The sequence below is a fragment of the Pirellulaceae bacterium genome (assembly GCA_029243025.1).
GTDB lineage: Bacteria > Planctomycetota > Planctomycetia > Pirellulales > Pirellulaceae.
The window spans coordinates 77,641-95,516 of sequence record JAQWSU010000034.1 but is presented as its reverse complement, the minus strand read 5'-3'; the positions used below and the strand labels follow the sequence as shown (position 1 = coordinate 95,516).

The following is a 17,876-nucleotide window of genomic DNA, read 5'->3' as shown; positions in this document are numbered from 1 at the left end:
TTTTTGTCCTGCATCAACGAATGTAGAGAAACTCACTGCTGCTAAAGATCATTTGAGAAAAATCAGTTAACGCCAGTCGCACACCGGTGGTCGCTTCTGCTTGATCGTAAAGTGCCAATTGACGATTGAGGAAGGCTGTCGCTTGCGTGGCTTCGGCGGAGCTTACGGGACGTGCGTAGGCGATGCGATAGGTTTGTTCGATAGCCTGTTGCCAATTGACCGGTTGCCCTGCTTTGATTGGGAGGTATTTACTTTGCAGGTAGTCGGCAAAGCTTTCTGCCTGCGATCGGGTGTTGTTATTGTTCATGAAGGACAGTGCTTGCGGAGCTGTGGTGGTGACAGGACGTTGCCCAATGCTTACCAAGTGCTCAGGCCAGTCGAATAACATCATGGTTGGTATCAGTTTGCTCCGCTTGATGGTGAAATAAATGCTGCGACGGCGCATCCGTTCGTCCAAGCTGCCAGGCCCGTACATCGTGGTATCGAGTTGGCCAGAAACAAATAGCATCGCGTCGCGAATTGCCTCTGCCTCAAGGCGCCGTGGAGATCGTCGCCAGTGAAGCAGATTGCCAGGGTCCAGTTTGCCTCGTACTTCGTCGAAGGAGTCGTTCTGGCAATAGACCGCGCTGTTCATGATCAGTCGATGAATATGTTTTAGACTCCACTGGTGATCGATCAATTCACACGCGAGCCAATCGAGTAGTGCGGGATGTGTCGGACGTTCCCCTTGCAAGCCAAAGTCATTCGGTGTGGCAACCAAGCCTTGCCCGAAGTGGTGCTGCCAAAGTCGATTGACGATCACCCTCGCGGCGAGATGTCCCGCACCGTGATTCGGGTCCGTGATCCATCCTGCCAACGTCGCGCGATGAAAGTCGGATCGTTTCCAGCCTGCAGGAATTTGGACCTGCCAGCCTTTGTGCAGTGGATTGCCGCGTTGAAGAACTTGCACGAAGCCGGGCTGACACACCTGCTCTTTTTGGTCAACATCGCCACGACGAAGAAAATGCACGTGCTCGTAGAAGTAGGGGTATCCGCGATCGTGAGCGTGATTGCGGATAGGGGTAAATCCGTCGGCGGTGATTTGAACGGGAACCGCTGGCGACGCCGGTTCGACCGGCATCTCGACTTCGCTTCGTACTGTTTTGGCAAACGTCGCGGCCACTGCGTAGTAGTCCGCAGCTGGAATCGGGTCGTACTTGTGATCATGGCATCGCGCGCAGCCGATGGATAGACCGAGGAATGCGATACCCGTGTTGGTTACCATATCATCGATTTCATCGTACCTCGCTGATTCGAATTCAGCTTCTGTTAATTGAGACACCGAGGGACCCGCGCCAAGAAAACCGGTTGCCATCATGGCCAATGGATTGTCCGGAGCCAATTCATCGCCTGCTAATTGCCAGCGAATGAACTGATCGAACGGCAAATCCTGGTTGAATGCCTTGATGACAAAATCCCGATAGTGGTACGCATGGGGGCGGTCATCGTCATGTTCGAAACCCGTGCTTTCGGCAAAGCGAGCAATGTCCAACCAATGTCGTGCCCAACGTTCGCCGTAATGACGTGAGTTCAATAATCGTACGATCAGGCGATCGTACGCAGCAGGACTGCTGTCCCGAGTGAATTGGTCGATCTCCTGCGTCGTGGGTGGAAGACCCAGGAGGCCGTAATAGGCGCGACGGATGAGAAGCTGCGGTTGCGTGCAAGGGTTCGGTGCAATTTCCTCGTCACGCAAACGGGACAGGATGAAATGGTCGATCGCCGTGCGGCACCAATCAGAATCCACGACGTGCGGCACGGCTGGACGCTCGAGCGGTGCAAAGGACCAAAAGTTACGATCGTCCTCCGTGATCCTTGTGGTCGCTGGCTCGGTGCGCCCAGCGATCAACGGTTGGGCATACGGTGCACCCAGGTCGATCCATCTCGCGATGGCGTCAATCTCCTCCGCGGCAAGTTTGGGTGCCTTCAGAGGCATATGGGGTTCTTCCCGATGTTGGACCAGTTTCAGTAGCGGGCTGTTTTCGGCAGAATCTCCAAGGTGACCTGATGCAACTAAGGCTGTGCGAGAAGACAGGTCGAAGTCCGCTTTCGCGGATTTTGCGTTGTGACACTTTACACAGTGTTCGGTCAGAATCGCACGAACATCCTCTTTGAATATTCTTGTCCCCTGCTTCATATTTTCCGCATGGTTCGCCTTCAAGTTGGTTTCTTGAGCGAAGACCCCATGCAGCCAGAATGCGACGCAAATGAAAACGCTCGGCAACAGTGCAAGTCGGGGACGAAACATACGCGTGACTCGTGTGTAAGTGATCAGGCGGTGATATTCATGGGTGATATTCATGGGTGATATTGTACATGAAATTGTTTTGTTAATGGTCTGTTTTCAACGACAGGACGGTGAGAACCTTTGGAGGAGCTGATAGCGCTTCTCAGAGGAGTCATCACGAAAAGAGTAGGGCGCTGAAGGGGCCGGATTGTTGCGAAATATCGCTCGCCGGATCAGGTGCGGACTGTTGATCGCCGACTGCCGTTAATTTGGGCGAATTTTCGTGATTGCGGCGGGGAGGTGTGGAGTTGCGCCCGCCTGGGTGCAGACGAATTCGGCAACCGTACACGCCTTTTCGTTGATAATGGAGAGAGGATCGTTGCGAAGAAGTCCCATCACAAGAGCGGCTGTGTACGCGTCACCAGCGCCCACCGTATCGACAATTCTAGTGATCGCTGCTGGACGGTCGTCCCATTCGGATCCCCGTAGTAGAAAGGCGCCCTCTGCACCGCGTGTTAATGCAATCGCCCGAAACTGAAAGCGATCCGCGAGCTGCTCGAGTATTCGGCGGTCGGAACCGGTGATCCTGCAGAGTTGAGCAAGGATAGGTAGCTCCTCGTCATTTAGCTTGAGGACATTGGCAGCTTCAATCGAGGCTAGGATATGACCGTCATTGATGAAGGGCGGCCGCAGATTGAGGTCGAAAATTCGAAAGGTTTGTTCCTGGGTAGCGTTGAGGAAACGCAGGATCGTGTCGCGAGACACGTTGTCCCGTTGGCCTAGCGTGCCAAAATATACAGCATCTAAGCTTTCGGCGAACGTGAGCAGATCCTCGGACCAGGGTAGGTTGTCCCAGGCAGTGTCTGACGCAAACTCGTAGGTCGCCCGACCGTCCTGATCCAATTCGATCAGCACTTTGCCTGTGGGTTGGGGCAGGACCTTGACACGTTCCGTGTCAACGCCATGAAGCTGGAGCGACGAAATGGCCTCCCTTCCCAACGGGTCGTTGCCGGCAGCACTTATCAACGACACATGCGTTTGGGGGCCGCTGAGGTTGGCGAGGCTGCAAGCGAAATTGGCGGGGGCGCCACCGAATCGCGGTCCGCTCGGAAAAATATCCCAAAGCATTTCGCCGATTGCTGCCACCTGATACGTGCTTGACATGGTGGCTTGCTCCGATTGTGATTGGCGACGAGCGATGATCTGATGTTCGCAGCACGGTTGGCTCGAAAGGCAGTCGAGCCGAGGCAGACTCGTAGTTTTCGCCGTCTGTTGATTTCGAGTGGGTGGATGGCAATAGCCTACCGTCGTAGGCCGATCCGATGCAACCAGGTTTGATGGTTTGCCTTACGGGTCCACTCGGATCGGCGGGAGGCTTCGAAATCCGCAACTGCGTATCCGTGTGGACTCTCGAGGGGGATCCGCTTATCGGGATAGTTGCATGCGAGATTGTATTTGGCGAAAGTTTCCTCGAGCCAGCCTAAGTCGGCTTCGGCGATCGCACCTTTCAATTGCCCCGAATGTTTTAAATCAATTGTCTCCAATAAACCTTTTGTTCGTGACGCAAGGAAATTTACATTGCCGTAACGTGCGTCTGCAATTTCGTCTCGGTGCTTTGGCCAATCAATCATCCCCTGGTCCCAAAGCAGTTCCAGGGAATCGCAGGTGGAAGTAAGTGTTTGCTGCGGGTTGGAGAGGAGGGATTCGTATCGAATGGTGGTCCAGCCTTCTTCAACGGCAATTTGCCAGTCGGAAAGAAATCGCAACATGCGCAAGCGTAGCGGCGGATCCTCTGCGGTTGTGGCATTTCGACCGTACTGCTTGTTCTGCAAGGACGACCAAACTTCTCGAACGTCACGCGTGACCAGAATCGGCCTGACGGTCCAACCAAGACTCGCATAGTAATCCTTCAGTTCGGAGATGCGAAAACAACAGGTCGTGATCTTACACCAAGTGTGAATCGAACCCGGAAGATCTGGAAGCTTCGGGACCATGTCGTGTGCGGTGTCAAAAATGCCATTCAGATCATGGCGTTGCAGGAAACACCATGACACAAGGCTCGAACCGCTGCCTTGCAGGCCACCGCAAAGATAGAGGTTTCGTTTTTGAATTGATTTGGCCATACACCAATTTTAGGTTGTCTTTCGGATAAGCTGGCAGCAATCTTCCTGGGCCGCCGCCCATGATTGCCCGAACGAAGGCGGATTCCATTTTGTGCGGACGAAAAACGACGTTCGTACGGATTTTCGCTAGGAACGTTATGATCGTGCCTGCTGTCGGCCCTTTCCGTTGGAGGCATCAGCAGCTTGCCAAGTCCTGAGACTTGGGCCGAATGCATTTGACTGCAGGTTCAATGAGTGGCCCCGAGCGAATGCCCGAGCGAATGCCCGAACGAATGTTGGTGCGAATGTTGGTGCGAATCCGCCTGCCGTGAACAATGGTTCGTTGGGCTCGACTATTTGCATTTCGTTCTGGTGGAATGATGCGGCGAGTCCTTAGGCACGTCGATGGCAACCGCAGGGCAAGATGGCCTCGGACGCGCGATCTGAAAATGGGCGGCTCAGATGTTCGGACCAGTCAATTATCGCGCCAACGAAAATCGCGGGTTGGTCGTTCGATAGGCTTTTGTCGCGTCGGCTGTCTTTTACTCGCTCATCCGGATGTTCGCATCATTTGTTGGCGGGACCCCGTTCCGGCGATTCAACCTGTCTGGAACTACGCCGTTGCTTCCGGTTTGAGTGAACTGCGAAACTCGGTTGCCTGCAACTGCATCTCGTTTAACTCGCTCGTTTTCTTGCGTGTTAGGTTTTTTAATTGCATGGCCATTCGATTGTTACCGGTCAATTCTTCTTTGTGGCGGACCAAAAAGTCCCAGTACAGTGTTGTGAATGGGCAAGCATCCTCACCGGTGGCTTTCGCCGGATCGAAGCGGCAGTTGCTGCAATAGTTACTCATTCGTTGTATGTACTTGCCGGTGGCCACGTAGGGTTTGCTGGCCATCACGCCGCCATCGGCAAACTGTGACATGCCAAGTGAGTTCGGTAGTTCAACCCACTCAACTGCGTCGACGTAAACCGCCAGATACCATTGGTGGACCGCTTTTGGATCCACGCCCAGTAGGAGAGCAAATAATCCGGTGACCATCAATCTTTGGATGTGGTGCGCGTATCCGTATTCCAATGTTTGGTGGATGGTTTGCTGGAGACAGGTCATCTCGGTGTTCCCGGTCCAGTAGAAGTCGGGCAATGGCTCACTTGCTTGGAGTTCGTTTCGTTCCAGATATTCGGGCATGTACAGCCAGTAAATGCCCCGAACGTATTCACGCCAGCCAAGGATCTGTCGAACGAAGCCCTCGACGCTGTTGAGTGGAGCTTGTCGGGTACGATAGGCCACTACCGCCTGTTCGATGACTTCACGGGGATCGAGTAATTTCAGGTTCAACGCAGCCGAAATTTTGGCGTGGTACAAATAGGGCTCGTTGGTCCACATCGCATCCTGATAGTCGCCAAAGTTTGGTAGACGATTCTTCACAAAGTCAGACAAGGTCGCTTTTGCCTGCTTCGGAGTCACGGGCCAGTCGAAGTTATCCAACGTGCCAGGATGTTTTGAGAACTTTCGGTTTACTAGGGCGATGACGTCCTGCGTGATCTCAGCCGGATTCGATCGCTTCGGCATTTTGAGTTTGCCAGGTCCTTCTTTTCCGAATGAGCCCCGATTGTCGGCATCGTAGTTCCATTTGCCACCCTCCGGCTGCTTACCTTCCATCAAGACATCGTGTTTCCTTCTCAGTTCTCGATAGAAGTATTCGAGTCGCAATTGCTTGCGGCCTTCTGCGTGCTCAGCAAACTCCTCCGGTGTGCTGAAAAAATGTCGGTCGGTTCGGATCTCCAATTCGAGCTGAAGGCTCTCAGCTAACTCAATTAAGTCTTGTTGAACCCGCCATTCTCCCGGCTTGACGACAATCAAACGCTGAGGTTTTGTCTTCTTGACGATTCGGGTAAGTTCGGCTGTCAAGGTTCCCTTGTTTCCGCGGTCGTCCATTTGGCGGTAGTGGACGACGAAGCTTTTTTTTCGCAGCGCGTCGCGAAAATGGCGCATCGCAGCAAGGAAAACAGCAATCCGTGCTTTGTGGCTCCAGACGTGTGTCGACTCTTCGGCGACCTCCGCCATCCAGACGGCATCCTGCGCGGAATCGAAATTTCCGAATGCCAACGAGTTTTGGTTTAGCTGGTCTCCGAGGATGATAACGAGGTTGCGGCAGGCGGAGTTGTTGGTGGTCGACATGATACGACTCAATTTGATTCGAAGTGAGAATGGGCTGCGATCGCTGCGCGCCGCCCGGCTGCGATTGCACCGTTGATGGAGGCGGTGTCACAATGATCGCCGCAGATATAAAGACCATCTCGGATGAAAGCCGGTTTTTCCACCGGCTCGAGCGCTGGTGGGACTTGGGATGGTAACGCATGTCGGACGTGGTACGTGTGTAAGTGGGTCCATTCGTCTGTTGACGGTCCGAACCAATCTTTCAGCTGAGATCGCAGCCTCTTAATCAGCGATTCTGACGCTTCATCTGTTTCTTCGGTCACCGTGACGGAGACGAGTGACTTGCCTGCCGGGGCGTAATCTGCTGAGACCATGCTCGGAACACAGAGATTGTTGATGGGGCCGATTCCATCACCGTTCAGTACGAGAATTGGCTCCCGAATTGGAGGTCGGTTAGCCGCAAAATAGATGCAGCGGACACTTCTTGCCGGAGCGGGTGCGACGGTTCCCAATAACTTCGCGGCAGTCGGGGCTTCGGTGGCAATGACTACAGCGCGACTCTGAAGGCGTTCGCCTGTAGACGTGACCACTCCCGTTTCGCTTGCCGAGGTGATCGGACAATTCAACTGGACGACAGAATCTCCCAAGCGTTTTGCGAGTTGGAGAGGCAGTTGCTCCATTCCCTTGGATGGTAGCGCTGCATCACCTCGCGAAAACATTTGGAAGACGAATTCGCACATCCGGCTGGAAGTCGCAAGATGATTGTCTAGAAAGACGCCGCCGAAAAAAGGTCGGAAAAAACGCTGGATGATGGTTTCAGAGAATCCTCGCTGTCGTAACATCTCTAGGGTGGTAGTCTCCGGCCGATGATAAATTTGCTCGATCGACAGTCCAACCGCTTCGCGTCTAAATTTCGCCAACCGAAGTTTGTCTTTGAGCGTCGCAACTGGAGAGATTGCGGTGGCGATAGCCTGTTGGGGGCATCGCCAAGGGTCGCTGAAACGTCGGAAAGCTCCTGCGTAACGGATCAATGCACCAGGGGCGAATCGCTTTAAATTTAATTGGTCGTAGTCAAACTCTCGGCGGGCTTCCGGGTACGCTGTCAAGAATACTTGAAAGCCTCGATCGAGTCGGAAGCCATCCTTGAAGTCAGTGGAAATCCGTCCACCCACGCGGTCGTTCGCCTCGAAAAGACGACAACGGAGACCCTGGTTGGTGAGATGATGGGCGCAGGTCAGGCCGGCTAGGCCGCCACCCACAATGATGACATCGATATCAGATTGCATGGTTTACGTTCTTGCCTGTCGGAAGAGCTCATCGCATTCAGTTGCTAGGATTCCACTCTCAATCTGACATCGGGCGAACGGAGCGCTCAAGACCACTTCTTTCGCTGAAATGTCGAGTTGCCTCCAACCGTAGGAACGTAGCTTTTGGATCGACGTCCCAAAACAAACGATGGGGATGCCGAGCCAAACCACCGCTCCTTGGCACATGCAGCAGGGCTCGGCGGTGGAATAAAGTCGCAGATCGGACCAGTCATGTTTTCCAAGATCCGAGTAGCGATGAATTGCATCCATTTCGCCATGCAACAGCCGATTGACGCTTGTTTGATTAATGCCCTCGGCGACCACCCGCTCGGTTTTTGAATCGACCAACACGCAACCAAATGGAGCCGTTGGGTTTTGTTTTGCAACCTTTATCGCCCGACGCATAAAATTTTGGTGGGCACGCATCTGGTCTGCTTTCTTTCCGGATATAAAAACAGCCGGCCCCGGCGTGGACATTGGAAGGTGGGACCGGCTGAGGCGACAGCCACAAGGGGTGAGTTATTAAATGCAGCTTTGCGCTTTTGCCAAGTGGGGCTGGTAGTAGTGTGCGAGAATTTCGAAAAATCCGGGAAACTAGCTCGGGAATCGTTGAGTCAGAGTCGAATCAATAAATCTAAAGCGGATTGCCTGCGTTTGTCGTTGTTCTGTCGATGGCTATGGTGCTGTTAAACCCGGATGCCTGCAGCTGATGTTCGAGGATGTCTGGTTGGTGTTAATTATCTGTTTGCGGTGGAAGGGATGTACTTCTCGTCATGATCGAACCGATTCCCACCTTGGAAAATTGCCTTGCTAGCCTGCCCCGTGAATTACGGGAGCGCAGCCGATGCCTGCGCTCTCAATCGTTTCCGGGAAGTGGGGAGTTCGTGCTGTATTGGATGCGTACAGCCATACGCGCTGCGGAAAACCCAGCATTAGAGGCTGCCATCGGTTTGGCGAATCAGCTGGAATTACCCGTATTCGTCTATCACGGGTTGTCCGAGCGTTATCGTTTCGCATCGGACCGGCATCATACGTTTGTCATACAGGCCGCTGGCGACGTGCAAGCTTCGCTCACAAAACTTGGCGTGGCGTATTCCTTTTTTCTTGAGCGCCCAGGCCATCGAGGAGAGCATTTGAAAACGCTGGCACGGCGATCCGCCACGGTTGTCACGGAAGATATGCCAGTTGACCCGTTACGTCGGTGGACCACTGTTCTATCACGAGCCGTTCCTGTGCCGGTTCTGGCTGTTGACACGTCATGTGTTGTGCCCATGCAGTTGGTACCTAAATCCTACGAGCGTGCCTTTGCTTATCGCGATGCAACCCGCCGCCTTCGTGAGGAACGATTGGGTCTCTTGGCGAAGCCATTGACTCCCAAAGTTGTGGCAAGCATTCCCGCTAATTTGCCTTTTGAACCGTTCGATTTTAGTAATGGCCGGATCGATGAGGCGGTGGCGAGTTGCGAAATCGATCATTCGATTGGCCCTGTGCCACACACGCAGGGTGGATCAACCGCAGGTTATCAGCGGTGGGACGCGTTTAAAAAAGACAAACTGGTTGATTACGCTCGGCTGCGGAATAATCCGCTTGTTGATGGCGTAAGCCGCATGTCGGCCTATCTGCACTACGGCATGGTGTCGCCGATGCGACTTGCCCGCGAGGCCTCGGAAATGGACCACGCCGGCGCGGAAAAGTTTCTTGATGAATTGTTGATTTGGCGTGAAATGGCGTACGTTTTTTGCTTTCATCGAGCTGAGCATGCGCGTGTGTCGGCCTTGCCCGCGTGGGCTGTCGCGACCCTCGATGATCACGTCAGCGATCGCCGATCTGATCTGCTCTGCTGGGAGCAATTGGCCCGCGGAAAAACGGCCGATCAGTTATGGGATGCAGCACAGCGATCTCTGTTGATGCAGGGCGAACTTCACAACAATGTTCGGATGACTTGGGGCAAAACGTTGCTGAATTGGACGGTTGATGCCAAGCGGGCATTGTCCATGATGACCGACCTAAATCATCGGTACGCACTCGACGGCCGAGATCCTGCTTCGTTGGGGGGCATTCTTTGGTGTTTGGGACAATTTGATCGCCCGTTTTCCCCCGAACGGCCAATTTTTGGTTCTGTTCGTGATCGGTCGACTGAACACCACGCGAAACGACTCGATCCGAAGATTTTTCTGCAGAAAGCAACGCGACCCTTATTTGATCCGATTCCGAGAGTGGCTGTGGTCGGGGCCGGGTTATCCGGATTGACCTGTGCACGAACGTTGGCGGATCATGGTTGCCAAGTGACCGTTTTTGAAAAAAGCCGAGGAGTCGGTGGCCGCATGTCGACGCGGCGGGCCGATCAGGAACTGCGGTTTGACCATGGTGCCCAATATTTTACGGTGCGTGATTCGCGTTTTCGTCGGTACGTGGAATCATGGACCCAGATTGGCGTCGTTGCACCTTGGTCGGGACAGATTGTTGTCTTGAGAGATGGCGAAGTCATCGAAGAAAAAAAAGGGTTAACTCGGCATGTGGGGGTCCCCGGAATGAATGCCATTTGCAAGCATCTCGCCCATGAACTGGATGTGCGATTTGGAACGCAAGTCGCACCGCTTGAACGAATGGAAGATGAGTGGCGATTGACGGATGATGAAAACAGGGATCTGGGACGATTCGACCTTGCGATTGTCTCGGCGCCTGCGGCACAGACATCGGCTCTCTTGCAAGCCGCACCAACTCTGGCAAATGCTGCCTCGAGAGTTACGATTAATGGATGCTGGGCTCTGATGATCGCGTTTCCAAAAACGTTAGAACTTGAGCTTGATGCGGCCTTCGTTCACGATTCGCCGATTAGCTGGATTGCTCGAAACAGCAGCAAACCGCAACGAGATGATGCCTCAGAGACGTGGGTGGTTCATGCGACGTCCGACTGGTCGCAAGAAAACTTAGGGCTTGAGCAGCGGGAAGCCGGCCGGCGGTTGTTTGATGAATTTTGGAAAGCGACTGGACTTGCGCCTCGAGAGCCGTCTTTCCAGGTAGCACACCGTTGGCGATATGCGCTTCCAGGCAACCCGCTACCGAAAAAATGTCTTGCGGACGATCATGTTCGGGCTTTCGCATGTGGAGATTGGTGCGGAGGACCGCGTGTGGAAGGCGCGTTTCTGAGCGGTATGGCGGTTGCAGGACGGGTCTTGGGACTACTCAACGAACTCCAGACGCCTATAAAGAACGATCATCAGGTACAAAAATCTCTTTTCTAATGGTAATGCGAACTGAAAGTTGAATTCAGACAAGTCGCCCGCCAGAGAGACGAAAAACGAGAACGGGTCTGGGAATGTTATTCACTGACGAAGAAATTGAGATCGCGAAGCGGCTGCATCTCAAAAAAATGGAGTGGCTGCCGGCTGCTGGTCACTACATTTACGACCAAACAGGATTTTGCCAAACCGAATCCCCTTTTCAGGAGATGGTTTTTTACATCCTCAATTATAAATATTTCATGAAGAGAGTGGGTGGAGTTGATCGTTTTCGCGAGATCATGGTTTGGTTGCCAACCTGGTTTGATCTGCGAGGACGTCTTAAAGCAATGGGCGTCAAGGACGAAACCATTGCCGATTATCTTTCGGATAATCGGGCAATTGAGCGAGGAATTGAGCGGCTCTTACTTTATCGCTATTTGGGAAAATTGCACGATGTTTCCGTCGAAACGGCTTAACGATTTCCACTACGCGGCACAGCTCGGACGGAGCTAAGTCCACCGTCGATGGAGAAAACTTCTCCCGTTACCCAAGAGTTTTCAGCCTGCAACAGCCAGTCGATCATCGAAGCGATATCGGTGGGAGTTCCGAGTCGAGCTACGGGATGCATCGCAACGGAGGCAGCAGACGATCGCTCTGATTGCCAGATTTTTGCGGTTAGCGGTGTCTTCACAAGGCCGGGTGCCACCACGTTAAATCGCAAGCCGCGACCCGCATAGGAGGCAGCGGCGGATTTTGCGAGACCAATCACTCCTGCCTTCGCGGCGGCGATCGCCTCATGACTTGGCAAGCCGATCTGGGCCGCGGCCGAAGACATCAGTACGACTGAACCACCTTTCTTTAGCATCGTTTTTGCCGCACCACGCACGGTGGCAAAGGCAGATGTTAAGTTAATACGAAGCGTGTCCTGCCACTCCTCTTCACTCGTTAGATGTGCCGGTTTTAATAAGACCGAACCCACGCAATTGACGACTCCGTCGAGGCTACCAAATTCTTCGATGCCCTGTTCGAAACAGGATTGAACGTCGCTGAGGCAGGTCGCGTCCACGCTTCGCGCCGGCGCATTCAGATCGTTCGCGAGCGTTTGCAGACGCTCACTCTCTCGGCTGGCTAGGAAAACGCGATGCCCTGCGCTGCGAAGACGTTGAGACAGGGCTGACCCGATGCCCCCAGAGGCTCCGATGATCAGATACGACGCAGATGGCTTAGATTCCGACATTTTCGCGGGTTCCCAGGAGCTTTGTTGAGATGATTTTCGATTAGCACGACGGTTTAGTAGCAGACCGCCCCTGAACGGCAAGTGCGAGAGTACTGAGAACCTCCGTTCAGGTCCCTTGTCGGCTCAAATCGTGCCACTAAGCTGAGACAGTTACAAAGTGCCGAAAAAGATAATCGAAGTGCCCGCAAGCGAAGGCTGACTGCTGCCGAGGTGGCGATGACCGGACAACCAAAAGGAAAACGTTTGCCGGAGAAGATTTGCGTCGTCTGTAATCGGCCTTTCGTTTGGCGAAGAAAATGGGCAAAAAATTGGCCCTTCGTTCGCTATTGCAGCGACAAATGCCGCAGCGTCCGACCGCGTGAGGGAATACATCATTCGTAGGCTCGCAACGGGACGGCGATCTCCGACAGGCAAAAAGCTTTGGCTTCAACGAAAGGTGTAAGATGCCCGAAGGCCACACGATCCATCGCATTGCACGAGATCACCGGCGTGATTTCGTTGGCCAAAGGATCAAGCTGTCGTCACCCCAAGGTCGCTTCGAGGAAGGGGCGGAGATTCTGAACGGTCGCACTCTCCAAGAGGTGGAAGCGCATGGGAAACACCTGTGTTACGGTTGGTCGGGAGGACGACGTCTGCACATTCATTTGGGTCTGTATGGTAAATTTCGGCGGCACAAAACTCCACCGCCGGAACCCCGAGGGCAAGTGCGATTGCGGGCGGTTGGTGACAATAAAGCGTTTGACTTGAATGGGCCAACTGCTTGTGAAGTGATAACAAAAAATGATTGGGCGGCGATTCAAACCCGCCTTGGCCCCGATCCGTTGCGAGACGACGCGGATATAGAGCGTGTTTGGGAACGAATTCACAAGAGTCGTGCTGCCATTGGCACATTATTGTTGAATCAAGCGGTGATTGCGGGAGTCGGTAACGTCTACCGAAGCGAAGTTTTGCATCTCTTGCGAATGAATCCCGACACTCCTGGGAATGCGATCTCACGCGAGCAGTTCGATTTGTTGTGGCAACAGATTAGCTCGCTACTGAAAATCGGTGTGAAGTACAATCGGATAATCGTGGCCGATCCGAAAGACGTGGGCAAGCCAAGAAGTCGAATGAATCGCAGTGAGCGATTGCTCGTGTACAAGCGTGATCGATGTATTCAATGCGACGCACCGATTGATTCGTGGATTCTGGGAGCGAGAAGAGTTTTCGCGTGCACGAAATGCCAACCCCGGTGAAGGAAGCAAACCCGTTGTTGTTCACGCGGAGCACGATCCCGAGTTCGCTGAGCATCGCCCGGTCAGCTTGAGTCGGTGTTGGGCGAACAGTCGATAGCCTACCTCCAAACCATGACAAATGATCGGCAATCGGGTCAAACGAACCAGATTTCCAAATCCCACCGCACTATACAATTGTCGAAAAACTTCGACACCAACGATCCAGCGACCGTCGGGAAAACGCCCATGGATTTCATTCATTAATTCCGTCGTGGTTTTGCCTAGCGATGCGGGATCAAAGGTCGAAGATGCGAGATTGGTGAATCGAATTCGTTGGTCTCGATCCAAACGTCGGAGCATTCTGATTTCACGTAGGCAGAGGGGGCAGTCGCCGTCGTAAAACACTTCCACACGCCAAACGGCTTGCGAATCTTTCGTGGATTTAAGTGAGCGGTGTTTGGGATCGCGACTTTGGAGCATTGGGCTCTCCGATTTGTTTCGGGGGGCGAAAGCAGTTGCTGAGGGATCGTGCGGTAGTTTACCCAGCGGGCGGTCGATGACAATCGCTTGGCCACGACACTTGCGATGACGGTCATTTAGTCTGCATCAACGCGGTTTTTCATTTCTCGTTATTTTTTCGTTTGTAATGCGGTTCTTCCCTATCCGGCGAGGGCAATCGCTCTGCAGGCTCAAAAAACAACTGGAAATCAAGCTGAGGAGCCTGTGCGAAGATTCGTTGGGAGATCGAGGCTTCTCCCACTTTTTCAGTTTTTACCGAGTAGAACGAGATGAACTCAATGACTCAATGGACCTTCCTGCTACAACTGGCTGCCACCTTGTCCATGGTCGGGCTGATTTGGTTTGTGCAGGTGGTTCATTATCCGCTGCTTGCCCAGGTGGGTCGCGAAGGTTTTCGTCGATATGAAATGGATCATCAGCGTCTCACGATGTGGGTGGTTGGCCCGCTCATGTTGACTGAACTTGCGACAGCACTTTTAATGATTTGGTATCCACCCATCGGTGTGGGCGAAAGCGCAATTTGGCTCGGTTTGGCTTTACTCGTATCGATTTGGCTTGTCACCTACACCGTGCAGGTTCCGCAGCACGCTTCGCTCACCGTTTCTTACGATCTGGACGTGCAGCGCAGGCTCGTTTTGGGAAATTGGTTTCGAACGTTCGCTTGGACCGCTCGGGGAGCGTTGGTTCTGTGGATGGTCGGCCAAGCTTTCAACACTTTGACCATTACGGAAGCAGTACAGACGGTATCGCGATGATGAAAACAAACCAACTCGTTTTATTGACCGGCGCATCTGGATATGTTGGCGGACGTCTCTTGCCGCTGCTCGAGGCCCGCGGTGTATCCGTCCGCTGTCTTGCTCGAACACCCGTGAACCTCGAAGGTCGCGTGGGTGAAGGTACAGAGGTCGTAGCGGGAGACGTGCTAGACGGCGAGTCGTTGGTTCCCGCGATGTCGGGAATCGAAACGGCCTACTATTTGGTACATTCAATGGGGTCGAGGGGCTCGTTTGAGCACGAGGATCGTATCGCAGCCCAAAATTTTGCTGATGCGGCCCGGGAAGCAGGTGTCAAACGCATCGTTTATTTGGGTGGCTTGGGCGACGATGACGACGAACTGTCGCCGCATCTGCGGAGCCGACACGAAGTGGGTGAAGTGCTTCAGTCCTCTGGCTGCGTGGTGATCGAATTTCGAGCTTCTATTGTGATTGGCTCTGGAAGTCTGTCCTTCGAACTGGTGCGGGCCCTCGTGCAGCGTTTGCCCGTAATGATCTGTCCAAAGTGGGTGGGTGTAAGGGCCCAACCCATTGCCGTGGAAGATTTGTTGGACTACCTGATCGAAGCTCTCGACTGGCCAGGGATGGAAAGTAGGATGTTCGAAATTGGCGGTCCGAGAGCGGTGAGCTACGGCGATATCATGCGAGAGTATTCGCGATTGCGAGGGCTGAAAAGATGGTTCGTGTCCGTCCCAGTCCTCACGCCAAGGCTCTCAAGCTTGTGGCTCGGTTTAGTAACACCGATCTACGCGCGTGTGGGTCGCAAACTGATCGACAGCATGCGGAATCCAACGATTGTAAAAGACTCTTCGGCGCTAACCGAATTTAGCGTTAGGCCACGAGGTCTAACGGAATCCATCGAGCGGGCGCTAGTCAAGGAGGATCACGCCATCACTGAGACACGCTGGTCCGATGCCTTGTCATCCGCCCGTGGCGTCCGACGTTGGGGTGGAGTGCGGTTTGGTAACCGAATAGTCGACTCGCGAGACGTCACGGTGAAGGTCTCTCCACACCAAGCCTTCGCGCCCGTGCGGCGAATCGGTGGGAAGCAGGGTTGGTACTTCGCAGATCTGCTCTGGAGCATTCGAGGCGGAATCGATTTGGTGTGTGGAGGTGTCGGTAAACGGCGGGCCCGGAGAGACCCCGAGTTGCTGCGAGTCGGTGACGTTCTCGACTGGTGGCGTGTGGAGGAATTTATCCCGGATCGCCGGTTGCGGCTATCTGCAGAGATGAAAGTCCCCGGCCGGGCGTGGCTCGAATTCGAAGTAACGCCGACAGAAAACGGTTCCAATATCCGACAGACAGCAATTTTTGATCCGGTTGGACTCGCGGGTTTAGCCTACTGGTACAGTCTCTACCCATTGCACGCCGTTATTTTTCGGGGAATGTTGGGTGAGATTGCAAATCGTGCCGAACGTCCAGCGAAGGGGACCCGATCGCTCGCCGTTTCTTCCTAGACGGCAGCGAGCTTTCCGCAGGAACGAAGGTCGAAGAGTTTGCGGGTAGCTTTTCGTGTCAATCGAGAAATCCAGCGAGTCGCTCTGATAAATCGCATTTTCTAAGCTTGATGAACGCACGAAGCCCGATCATGACCCGTTCGGCTTGATTCTGGGTGAAATTGTTGCATCATGGGGTTTTACCCTGCGGGGGGCCCAATCGTTGATTCATGCTAAACTTGCGGCTCAATGGAACGAGACATGAAAAATCCACATCTTCTTTTTGTTTTTATCTTACTTTCGACTTCTACCGCCGGGCATGCAGAACATTGGGCTCATTGGCGGGGTCCGCAGGGTAACGGCAATGAGACGACGGCGTCGCCGCCCATTCGGTGGAGCGATAGCGAGAATGTGAAATGGAAAGTGCAAATCCCCGGACGGGGTTCCGGATCTCCCATTGTTTGGGGCGATCAGGTGTTCGTCGTCACCGCGGTACCCACGAAGAGTGAAAATGCGAAGTTGGTGGAGACGACCGACAGCGCGGAGACTCCACGTGGTAATCGACGCGGCCGGCGTGGTCGTCGCGGGGCAGCGACTTCGGAACTCGAATTCAAGCTTTTCTGCTTCGATCGATCTACTGGTGAACGACGCTGGGAGCGAACCGCGTGCATTGCCACGCCTCATGAAGGAACGCATGCGACAAACAGTTTTGCATCTGCATCGCCGTGTACCGATGGCGAACACGTTTTTGCCCATTTTGGCTCACGAGGTCTTTTCTGTTATTCGATGAATGGAGATCTTGTTTGGAAACGAGATGACCTTGGTGAAATGCGCTGTCGAGCCGGTTTTGGTGAAGGGAGTTCACCGACACTCGTCGGCGAGAAAATTCTCGTTCCATGGGACCATGAAGGCCAGTCTTATCTGTTTGCGCTCAATAAAGCAAACGGAGAGACCATTTGGAAGACAGCTCGTGATGAGCCGACATGTTGGGCGACTCCTTTGGTTGTGGAACATGATGGCCGGCAACAGGTCATCATGAATGGCCAAAATTTTGCTCGTGCTTACGACCTGTTTACCGGTGAAGAACTGTGGCGGTGCGCTGGCCAAACTCAACGACCTGTCGCCTCACCGGTTGCTGGCGATGGTCTTGTATTTGTTGGTAGTGGCTTTCGAGGAGCGTTCCTTGGCGCCTTTCGTATGGACGGGCGAGGGGACATCGAAGGTACCGATCAGGTGGTTTGGACGATTGAGCGAGATACACCCGATATCGCTTCCTTGCTCTTATCGGAAGGTCGCATTTATTTCTATAAAGGCAAGTCAGGCGTATTGTCGTGTGTCAACTCGCAGACTGGTGAGCCGCTTTACAAGTCAAGACGAGTGCCCGGGTTGCGGAGCATCTACGCATCGCCGATTGCGGCGGGGGGGCGAGTCTATTTGACCGGGAGAAGCGGGACGACCGTCGTGATCGAAGACGCGGATGAGTTTGCGGTGTTGGCGACGAACTCAGTCGGAGAAACGGTCGATGCGACACCTGCGGCTGTCGATAATCAATTATTCATCCGCGGTGAAAATCATCTGTTCTGTATCGAATGAATAAGGATGATTTCAACAAGAAGTGGGAAACAGGGAAGACCACT

General features: G+C 53.6%; 14 protein-coding genes. 6 read left to right on the top strand and 8 right to left on the bottom strand.

Annotation, left to right across the window (positions count from 1 at the left end; translation table 11 throughout):
• Window positions 1-13: 13 nt before the first annotated feature.
• From P8N76_16585 to P8N76_16560, 6 genes are all read right to left on the bottom strand, one after another.
• Window positions 14-2,341, bottom strand: a complete 2,328-nt coding sequence (locus P8N76_16585) for a PSD1 and planctomycete cytochrome C domain-containing protein (protein MDG2383289.1) — start codon at window positions 2,339-2,341, stop codon at window positions 14-16.
• Window positions 2,342-2,530: 189 nt separating this feature from the next.
• The gene (locus P8N76_16580) at window positions 2,531-3,430 is read right to left on the bottom strand and encodes a carbohydrate kinase (GenBank protein MDG2383288.1); all 900 of its coding nucleotides are present in this window, start codon (window positions 3,428-3,430) and stop codon (window positions 2,531-2,533) included.
• Window positions 3,431-3,567: 137 nt separating this feature from the next.
• Window positions 3,568-4,389 carry a hypothetical protein gene (locus P8N76_16575; protein ID MDG2383287.1) on the bottom strand — a complete coding sequence of 274 codons (822 nt, stop codon included), beginning with the start codon at window positions 4,387-4,389 and terminating at the stop codon, window positions 3,568-3,570.
• 592 nt (window positions 4,390-4,981) lie between these two features.
• Window positions 4,982-6,550, bottom strand: coding sequence for a cryptochrome/photolyase family protein (locus tag P8N76_16570; GenBank protein MDG2383286.1), 1,569 nt, complete (start codon window positions 6,548-6,550; stop codon window positions 4,982-4,984).
• An 8-nt stretch (window positions 6,551-6,558) separates the two neighbouring features.
• Window positions 6,559-7,815 carry an NAD(P)/FAD-dependent oxidoreductase gene (locus P8N76_16565; protein ID MDG2383285.1) on the bottom strand — a complete coding sequence of 419 codons (1,257 nt, stop codon included), beginning with the start codon at window positions 7,813-7,815 and terminating at the stop codon, window positions 6,559-6,561.
• 3 nt (window positions 7,816-7,818) lie between these two features.
• Window positions 7,819-8,262: a nucleoside deaminase gene (locus tag P8N76_16560; protein MDG2383284.1), complete on the bottom strand. Its 444-nt coding sequence runs from the start codon at window positions 8,260-8,262 to the stop codon at window positions 7,819-7,821.
• Between the two features lie 470 nt (window positions 8,263-8,732).
• On the opposite strand from P8N76_16560, the gene P8N76_16555 reads away from it, so the two are divergent.
• Window positions 8,733-11,081 (top strand): FAD-dependent oxidoreductase, encoded by a 2,349-nt coding sequence (locus P8N76_16555; protein ID MDG2383283.1) that lies wholly within the window; start codon window positions 8,733-8,735, stop codon window positions 11,079-11,081.
• Between the two features lie 74 nt (window positions 11,082-11,155).
• The gene (locus P8N76_16550) at window positions 11,156-11,536 is read left to right on the top strand and encodes a hypothetical protein (GenBank protein ID MDG2383282.1); all 381 of its coding nucleotides are present in this window, start codon (window positions 11,156-11,158) and stop codon (window positions 11,534-11,536) included.
• Here P8N76_16550 and P8N76_16545 read toward each other — a convergent pair.
• Window positions 11,533-12,297 (bottom strand): SDR family oxidoreductase, encoded by a 765-nt coding sequence (locus P8N76_16545; protein ID MDG2383281.1) that lies wholly within the window; start codon window positions 12,295-12,297, stop codon window positions 11,533-11,535. The genes P8N76_16550 and P8N76_16545 overlap by 4 nt on opposite strands.
• Before the next feature lie 443 nt (window positions 12,298-12,740).
• Between P8N76_16545 and P8N76_16540 the strand changes: the two genes are divergently transcribed.
• The gene (locus P8N76_16540; GenBank protein MDG2383280.1) at window positions 12,741-13,532 is read left to right on the top strand and encodes a DNA-formamidopyrimidine glycosylase family protein; all 792 of its coding nucleotides are present in this window, start codon (window positions 12,741-12,743) and stop codon (window positions 13,530-13,532) included.
• Window positions 13,533-13,553: 21 nt separating this feature from the next.
• On the opposite strand, the gene P8N76_16535 is transcribed toward P8N76_16540, so the two are convergent.
• Window positions 13,554-13,991: a DUF393 domain-containing protein gene (locus tag P8N76_16535; GenBank protein MDG2383279.1), complete on the bottom strand. Its 438-nt coding sequence runs from the start codon at window positions 13,989-13,991 to the stop codon at window positions 13,554-13,556.
• Window positions 13,992-14,299: 308 nt separating this feature from the next.
• Between P8N76_16535 and P8N76_16530 the strand changes: the two genes are divergently transcribed.
• The 3 genes from P8N76_16530 (at window position 14,300) to P8N76_16520 (ending at window position 17,832) form a co-directional block, all read left to right on the top strand.
• Window positions 14,300-14,785: a hypothetical protein gene (locus P8N76_16530; protein ID MDG2383278.1), complete on the top strand. Its 486-nt coding sequence runs from the start codon at window positions 14,300-14,302 to the stop codon at window positions 14,783-14,785.
• Window positions 14,782-16,260 (top strand): SDR family oxidoreductase, encoded by a 1,479-nt coding sequence (locus tag P8N76_16525; protein MDG2383277.1) that lies wholly within the window; start codon window positions 14,782-14,784, stop codon window positions 16,258-16,260. The genes P8N76_16530 and P8N76_16525 overlap by 4 nt, the downstream gene beginning before the upstream one ends.
• A 240-nt stretch (window positions 16,261-16,500) precedes the next feature.
• Entirely contained in the window at window positions 16,501-17,832 is a 1,332-nt protein-coding gene (locus tag P8N76_16520) for a PQQ-binding-like beta-propeller repeat protein (protein ID MDG2383276.1), read from the top strand.
• The last annotated feature ends 44 nt before the right edge of the window (window positions 17,833-17,876 follow it).

What these genes read in the sequence shown, in the direction of transcription:
- P8N76_16585 (MDG2383289.1), bottom strand. Translation starts at nt 2,341, where the DNA reads ATGAATATCACCCATGAATATCACCGCCTGATCACTTACACACGAGTC.
- P8N76_16580 (MDG2383288.1), bottom strand. Translation starts at nt 3,430, where the DNA reads ATGTCAAGCACGTATCAGGTGGCAGCAATCGGCGAAATGCTTTGGGAT.
- P8N76_16575 (MDG2383287.1), bottom strand. Translation starts at nt 4,389, where the DNA reads ATGGCCAAATCAATTCAAAAACGAAACCTCTATCTTTGCGGTGGCCTG.
- P8N76_16570 (MDG2383286.1), bottom strand. Translation starts at nt 6,550, where the DNA reads ATGTCGACCACCAACAACTCCGCCTGCCGCAACCTCGTTATCATCCTC.
- P8N76_16565 (MDG2383285.1), bottom strand. Translation starts at nt 7,815, where the DNA reads ATGCAATCTGATATCGATGTCATCATTGTGGGTGGCGGCCTAGCCGGC.
- P8N76_16560 (MDG2383284.1), bottom strand. Translation starts at nt 8,262, where the DNA reads ATGCGTGCCCACCAAAATTTTATGCGTCGGGCGATAAAGGTTGCAAAA.
- P8N76_16555 (MDG2383283.1), top strand. Translation starts at nt 8,733, where the DNA reads ATGCGTACAGCCATACGCGCTGCGGAAAACCCAGCATTAGAGGCTGCC.
- P8N76_16550 (MDG2383282.1), top strand. Translation starts at nt 11,156, where the DNA reads ATGTTATTCACTGACGAAGAAATTGAGATCGCGAAGCGGCTGCATCTC.
- P8N76_16545 (MDG2383281.1), bottom strand. Translation starts at nt 12,297, where the DNA reads ATGTCGGAATCTAAGCCATCTGCGTCGTATCTGATCATCGGAGCCTCT.
- P8N76_16540 (MDG2383280.1), top strand. Translation starts at nt 12,741, where the DNA reads ATGCCCGAAGGCCACACGATCCATCGCATTGCACGAGATCACCGGCGT.
- P8N76_16535 (MDG2383279.1), bottom strand. Translation starts at nt 13,991, where the DNA reads ATGCTCCAAAGTCGCGATCCCAAACACCGCTCACTTAAATCCACGAAA.
- P8N76_16530 (MDG2383278.1), top strand. Translation starts at nt 14,300, where the DNA reads ATGAACTCAATGACTCAATGGACCTTCCTGCTACAACTGGCTGCCACC.
- P8N76_16525 (MDG2383277.1), top strand. Translation starts at nt 14,782, where the DNA reads ATGATGAAAACAAACCAACTCGTTTTATTGACCGGCGCATCTGGATAT.
- P8N76_16520 (MDG2383276.1), top strand. Translation starts at nt 16,501, where the DNA reads ATGAAAAATCCACATCTTCTTTTTGTTTTTATCTTACTTTCGACTTCT.